Below are 6,251 nucleotides of genomic sequence, written 5' to 3'. Positions count from 1 at the left end.
AAAATACCCGCCAAAACCTCCAAAATACCCCTGTAAGATACTGTAGATCAGCAAGTTACAAGGCCCACAAGTATTGCAACAAGTAAAAAAAAACAAGTTGTTTAGAAAAATTTGGCTTCTAAAGTTCTGAATATCAGACTTTTATGGTTGTGGATAACTCCCGCCAAAACCTCCAAAATAAAAATGAGCAAAAAGGACTGTGGATAAACCAAAAGGGAGAGAAAAATAGAAGGGAAAAAAAGCAAGCAAAACGTATAAAAAGAAGAGTAGGGCACGATGTCACTATTAGGTTACATAGTTTTCTGTTTTCTTTCTCCTTATTGGAAAGGGGTAGGGGGTGGTGGCTGATTTGGGATTGGTCATGCTTCTGCGTAGATTGCTTGCTAATAATAGGGAGCAAGCCATGTTTTTCGTACCTCAAAACGGCTTGCTTTTGCTCCTATCGTCGCAAAAGATGACACAGAAATCACCCGTTCCCACTGTTATTATGGGCTCTCCGAAGGCAACCCGTACAACCGATGCAACTCATGCAACTGGTACAACCCGTAGCCGCAAAGGGGGACGACCTAAGAAGGCTGACGACGAGAAACGTACCAAAGCCATACAGGTACGGCTGAAACCAGCGGGTTATGAGTACGTGCAGCAGTTGGCCGAGCAGCGCAATACCAGCATGGCCGATGTGATTCGCGAATTGTGCAACGGTGAGGTAACTGTTATCACGCCGGAGCAGGAAACCTTGCTGCGGCAGCTTGCTACGATGTCCAACAACCTGAACCAGTTAGCTCGTAAAGCCAATATGGATGGTATTATGTCGGTGGCTCTGTTGGTGGAGCGCCGGGCGCAGGAGTTAGGCGAGCTGTTAGACCGTTACGCGAAATGATTGGTAAGACCACCATCGGCACCAGCTTCGGCGGGTGTGTGCGCTATCAGTTCGAGGGCCACAAGAACAGTCAGGAGGAAAAACGGGCCGAAGTGCTGGAAGCCGTCGGTGTGCGGGCTGACTCAGCAGCCAGTATGACCGCCGACTTTAACCGAGGGCGTAAACTCAACCCGGAGTTAGGGCGGGCCGTGTGGCACACGTCGATCAGCTTCAACCCTGACGACGCGCCCAGGCTGACTAATGAGAAGATGTTGGCCGTTGCTCACGACTACGTGGCCGGTATGGGATTGGATAGAACCCAATACGCCATCATCCGCCATCACGACAAGGAGCACCCCCACTTTCACATTATCGCCAATCGGGTGGCCAACGATGGGCAGACCATCAGCGACAGTCATAACTACAAACGCTCGGAGCATCTGCTAAAGCAGCTTAGTCAAAAACATGAGCTGACCCCGGTGCAGGGCAAACGCCCCGACCGCATCCACGAGGAGCAGCTCCGGGGAGCCGACAAGACCAAACACGAGATTTACCAGGCGGCTCACCGGGCGCTCGACGGTTGCCAGAGTGCCCAGCAGTTTGCCGACCGCATGAGGGAGCAGGGTATTACCTACCAGGTACGCCGTAATGCAGCCGGAAAGCAAACGGGCATCAGCTTTGAAAAGGGTGGCCACTGCTTCAAAGGCTCGGAGATCGACCGCAAGCTCAGTCTGAGCGGGATTGTGTCCCAGATCGAACGAAATCGGCCCAAAGTGCCCCAATTGAGCGAGGTCGAGCGCAAATGGCAATCCGAGTACAACCAGTATGCCGAGCGTCAGCAGGGCCAGAACGCGCAGATACGGGCCGCTAACGAATGGATTGGCAAAGCCGCCGAGCAACTGCGACAAAATCCGAGCGTCGATGTGGCCCGGCAGTTGAAGCAGCAGGCTCCCAGCTACGCCCTACAGCAGTCGCTCGACCAGCAGGTAAAGGATTACGAGGCCCACCAACGGCGGAGCCAGTGGGCGCAGGCCCAGCGGCAGGAGTTGACCCGTCAGGCCGGGCAGTGGTTCGGCCTGAGTGAGAAGGCCCGCGAAGCCAGGCAAAAGCTGGCGTACTTGGACAACCCGCAGGGGTCAGGACTCTACTACCAGATGCAAGAGAAGCATTATGATTTCTGGATCTATGCCAAAGACGCTGACCAGCCCCAGCCCCGGTTTAGTATAAGCCCCCCGCTTTATCAGAAGCCGGAGCAACCCGTGTTATCGCTAAAGGAGTTTGCCCAGCAGCGGGAAGCCGCCGAGCAGAAGCGTCAGGCGCAGGAGATAGAACGGCAGCGGCAGCAGGAGCAACGCCAACAGCGGGGGCAGAACCGAGGACCCCGTATGGGAATGTGAGTCCATCACAATTATGACGAAAGGCCACCCTTGAGAATGGCCTTTCGTTTACGTTTTTGCGGATCAATGCTGAACACTGATTTGCTTACGAATCTGTTTATCTTTGTACTGCATGTGCAGGTAATAAATACCGTCGGGTAGTTTGTTGACGTTAAACTTAGCCTTCCCTTTTGACAGCTTAGTCTCCTGCAATACGGAGCCGGTTTTGTCCAGCAGACGAACGGTTGCATCAATGTCGATCAAATCGCTGTCCTCGACGGGTTTATCGGCCGCCATACCTTCATCCTCAAACTCGGCTTGCTCACGTTCCAGTTCATCGCGTTCAATAGCCGCGACGGTCAAATCTTGACTAACCGGATTGGGGTAAGCCGCCATGCGAAAGCTACCACTGTAGTTGTAGCAGTTAAAGCTAATTGAACCAGAACCACAACTATTACTATAGTTACAGGTAACTGTTATTGACGCCCTATTACCTAATGTTACGTTGGCTGCACGGCCACTCGAACTGTAAGAAACGCTACCAACTTGGTTGGTGAAGGTCCATTGGTAGGTTGTCGTACGCCCGTAGTTAGCCAAAAGGAATGAAATTGTCGGTGTGCTACTGCTAACACTGATGCCAGCATTACCGGTAATGGGAAACGTATTAGTACCGTAACTGTAAGTACCCCCGACATACACAGGTGTTGTCTCAACGGCATCAGCAAATCCTGTCCCCAGACCAATCGTGTTACGACTTCGATTCCCTTGGCCACTGGTGAAGCCAAGAAAGCAACTCGGCCTGACATAGTTCATGATATTGCGAGCATCAGGGTTGTACGTATCTCCGTTGGCATCTTGAAGACTAAAAGTGTAAGCACAAGTGCTATCCTCTTGAAAATTGTAATTAGGGCTTTGAGCGGGAGTATCACAAACCAAGTCACCGGCAGTAGTACAATTGCTTCCATTGACGCGTTCAGCACCAAAGAACGTCTCAAATGTGTGGTATAGACCTAAGCAGTGCCCCATCTCGTGGGCGACGACCAAAGAGGGTACCAAAAACTGATCGGGATTGGTGGCTCGGTAAGCTCCACCGACGACTAAACTGTTTCCGCCAATTACGGCTCTACCGCCGTCATAGGTAGCCGCGTCGTCTAATAAATACACGTTGATAGCATCGGAGCGAGTGTAACTGCCATTAATCAACGTGTTGAAATCGGCGTCGGAAAATTCATAAAGGTTGTCGTCTCTTACTTCTCCATTGCCAACATTCAGAAAGTTTATGTTTTGAGCACCGAAAGCCGAATTCAGATTGCTCATCACAGTGTTGATAACACTCACATTTTGACCGCCTGTACCATTCGTTCTTCTGACGATGTGGAAATAAACCCGAATCGTGTACGGACATGAATTGAGTGTACTGAACTCCCTTTGTTTGGATACCTTCTCTTGAGCAAGCTGAAGAGCCCTCTCCGTCGCTGTAGGTAACTGGCCAAATGAGTAGCAAAGATGTCCTTGCCTGTTCTTGTCCTGACCCAACAAGACACAAGGCCACAGTATCAGCAATAGAAGTATACAGTTTTTCATAAAGTTGATATTAAGAGTTGAACGGAGTAGTTCTTTTTGTCATTGTTACCGGTATAGTCGGTTATTCGGGCTAAGCCAATTCGTAGCCCCAAAACTTCGGCTCTGTCAACTAACGCCACAGGCTGCTCAAAGTTGGGGTTCTCCACTTTCACGCAAGAGATTCGAGTTAGGTGTAAACTGTCTTGGGCGTTATTGACCGATATGTCGAAATAGGTGTGAACGTACCCACCATAGCACGAGGGACAGTTTTGCTCCGCGCATCGACCCTCTCTCAGGTCGCGAAACTTGATTTTAATGACCTTGGATGATTCGCCCGCAGTGGTCAGCGTCTTTTCCTGACCTAATCTAAGGTCCACTGTAGTTGAACCGCTGGTGGGTAGTACCATTGTGTCTTCATTTCCACAGCATAGCAGAGCTAAAAAGCCAGCGATAGGTAGTAAGCGACGTAGGGTTCTCATAACGATCATGTTTACCACTATGGACTCTATTTCTGCGTAAAGGGTTGGAACAAATCAAAAAGAATGTTACATAAAATCAAATTTTTTCATCATATAATACTATAAACTGTTATACAAAAAGATCATTCGTCTATTTTCCGCAGACTCCGCCTTATGCGTAGAACTCGGTATGACGTTTAAGCTATAATACAATAAGGGGCTAACTGGATAATCCAGTTAGCCCCTTATTGTATTATACCAAGGGTGGTTTTATAAACCAATGTTATGTTATGATACTTTTCCCGGAATCAGCCCGTTAAGACGAGTGGTTTTTTTCAGCTTTAGCTAGCTCAATCGCCAGCACGTCGGCCAGCGTCAGGCGTGGGCCCGGATGGTTCGCCCAACGTTCTTCCATTGCATCAAGTTCAGCATCGGTATGCCCGTTTTTGATGACGGCCACCCGCTTAGGAGCCGAACGCGGCCCGGCCACCTTCTTGGGGGTATTCATCGTCGGTTTTTTGGGAGTCCTGAGCATACTGGTTTCTGGATTTGCGGCTAGCTGGTCGGCAACTGAATGGACGAATATAGCCATCTCTAACCGTAAAGGCAACGAAGAGCAGGCGGTTTTGGTTGCTTAACCCTACTCCGCTGTATTGTTGTTCGCCCCGGCTGTCAACCCGATCTGGCACTGGTTGAAAGTTAGGGTCAGCAAATACACTCTCCACTTCCTCAATGGTATTTTGCCGTTCTGGATAATCCTGGATGACGTGTTTCGTGTTGCCACTATCCCATTGAAATTCAGGCATTGTATCGGCTTGCGGTTAAATGCCCAACTCTTTTTTGGCTACGGCTCGAAAGTAAGCGGCTGGGTTTTCTTTCCCTTTGGCCTTCTCGGCAATCTCAGCCGCTCGACGGGTAGCATCGAGTTCAATGATTCTGTTTAGGGCCTTGTCAACGTACTGCTTAGAGTCGTCGGTTTTGGCCTGAAAATGCGTCCGCATAAAGTGAGCGACATAGTAATAATCCTCTGTCTTGGCTGCGTCGGCTAACTTTCCCTTTTCGGCCCAAAAAATCGTAAAAATCAGTTCATGCACCTGCCCCCCCCGTCCGCGCCCCTTACGCTTCTCAGTGTAGGAAAAGCAAATATCTGATTGCCCATTAGTGTACAGTTCGTGTAGTTCCTTTTGTGCTACATCAATAACGTGCTCTTTTAACCTGGCATAGTGTTGGTACGTTTTCGAGTCGCTAAGCCCCAGCATCTCGCGCAGATCGTCAGGGGTAGTGTACCATTTGCCCGTGTCACGGAAGCGGGAAAGCCATTCATAAAATCGCATCGAGTACGTGGATTGCAAGGCCATCACCACCACGGAGCTATAGGCCGTAAAGCCCGTAGCTAGTTCGAGCAGAAACGGCGCGATGGCCGGCGGCAGAGAGAGCGTTAATACTCCTTCTTTGAGATGACCCCAGTTAACCAACCCTCCCGTAAACCAATGGTCTTTGTCGTGGGTGATAGCTAAATCCTTCTTCCGCAGGGCATCAATAGCCCCCCTGACTTTTGAGTAGCTTTTTTGTTCGGGGTCAATGAGCTTGTAAGGGATACGAAAATATCGGTCTCCAAACAGGCTCACATCTATCTTAATCTCTCCTCTCATTTCGCGCTGAAGCTGGGCAATGACCTGGTACATAATCCGCTTCTCGAATACGTTGTATTGATAGCGAGCCATTGTAACTGGATTCGGCTGAATAATTTCCTTCCTCACGATTTTAGATTATTTTGGAGGTAATACTAATAGATATATCTTTAATAATACTCCAAATAGCTTGAAAATACCCGCCAAAACCTCCAAAATACCCCCGCCAAAACCTCCAAAATACCCGCCAAAACCTCCAAAATACCCCTGTAAGATACTGTAGATCAGCAAGTTACAAGGCCCACAAGTATTGCAACAAGTAAAAAAAAACAAGTTGTTTAGAAAAATTTGGCTTCTAAAGTTC

General features: G+C 49.2%; 7 protein-coding genes. 2 read left to right on the top strand and 5 right to left on the bottom strand.

What is annotated here, in order from left to right; all coding sequences use genetic code 11:
• Positions 1 to 454 precede the first annotated feature (454 nt).
• Positions 455 to 880 (top strand): MobC family plasmid mobilization relaxosome protein, encoded by a 426-nt coding sequence (locus F5984_RS26375; RefSeq protein WP_246169438.1) that lies wholly within the window; start codon positions 455 to 457, stop codon positions 878 to 880.
• The gene (locus tag F5984_RS26370; RefSeq protein ID WP_152127394.1) at positions 877 to 2,256 is read left to right on the top strand and encodes a relaxase/mobilization nuclease domain-containing protein; all 1,380 of its coding nucleotides are present in this window, start codon (positions 877 to 879) and stop codon (positions 2,254 to 2,256) included. The genes F5984_RS26375 and F5984_RS26370 overlap by 4 nt, the downstream gene beginning before the upstream one ends.
• Positions 2,257 to 2,319: 63 nt before the next feature.
• Here F5984_RS26370 and F5984_RS26365 read toward each other — a convergent pair whose 3' ends face one another.
• From F5984_RS26365 to F5984_RS26710, 5 genes are all read right to left on the bottom strand, one after another.
• Complete coding sequence (locus F5984_RS26365) at positions 2,320 to 3,819, bottom strand: M43 family zinc metalloprotease (protein WP_152127392.1); 1,500 nt, start codon at positions 3,817 to 3,819, stop codon at positions 2,320 to 2,322.
• A 753-nt stretch (positions 3,820 to 4,572) separates the two neighbouring features.
• Positions 4,573 to 4,791 (bottom strand): hypothetical protein, encoded by a 219-nt coding sequence (locus F5984_RS26360; RefSeq protein ID WP_246169436.1) that lies wholly within the window; start codon positions 4,789 to 4,791, stop codon positions 4,573 to 4,575.
• The gene (locus tag F5984_RS26355) at positions 4,721 to 5,062 is read right to left on the bottom strand and encodes a BrnT family toxin (RefSeq protein ID WP_152127388.1); all 342 of its coding nucleotides are present in this window, start codon (positions 5,060 to 5,062) and stop codon (positions 4,721 to 4,723) included. Before F5984_RS26355 ends, F5984_RS26360 begins: the two co-directional genes overlap by 71 nt.
• A gap of 15 nt (positions 5,063 to 5,077) precedes the next feature.
• Entirely contained in the window at positions 5,078 to 6,016 is a 939-nt protein-coding gene (locus tag F5984_RS26350; protein WP_262884524.1) for a replication initiation protein, read from the bottom strand.
• Positions 6,017 to 6,025: 9 nt separating this feature from the next.
• Positions 6,026 to 6,251: hypothetical protein (locus F5984_RS26710; protein WP_221412979.1), on the bottom strand; the 226-nt coding region annotated here is incomplete at its 5' end.

The sequence above is a fragment of the Rudanella paleaurantiibacter genome (assembly GCF_009184635.1).
Classification (GTDB): domain Bacteria; phylum Bacteroidota; class Bacteroidia; order Cytophagales; family Spirosomataceae; genus Rudanella; species Rudanella paleaurantiibacter.
The sequence above is the reverse complement of the archived record's forward strand: the minus strand, read 5'-3'. Positions and strand labels throughout refer to the sequence as shown.

Coding starts and splice junctions, on each gene's coding strand:
- F5984_RS26355 (WP_152127388.1), bottom strand. CDS start 5,062: ATGCCTGAATTTCAATGGGATAGTGGCAACACGAAACACGTCATCCAG.
- F5984_RS26360 (WP_246169436.1), bottom strand. CDS start 4,791: ATGCTCAGGACTCCCAAAAAACCGACGATGAATACCCCCAAGAAGGTG.
- F5984_RS26370 (WP_152127394.1), top strand. CDS start 877: ATGATTGGTAAGACCACCATCGGCACCAGCTTCGGCGGGTGTGTGCGC.
- F5984_RS26365 (WP_152127392.1), bottom strand. CDS start 3,819: ATGAAAAACTGTATACTTCTATTGCTGATACTGTGGCCTTGTGTCTTG.
- F5984_RS26375 (WP_246169438.1), top strand. CDS start 455: ATGACACAGAAATCACCCGTTCCCACTGTTATTATGGGCTCTCCGAAG.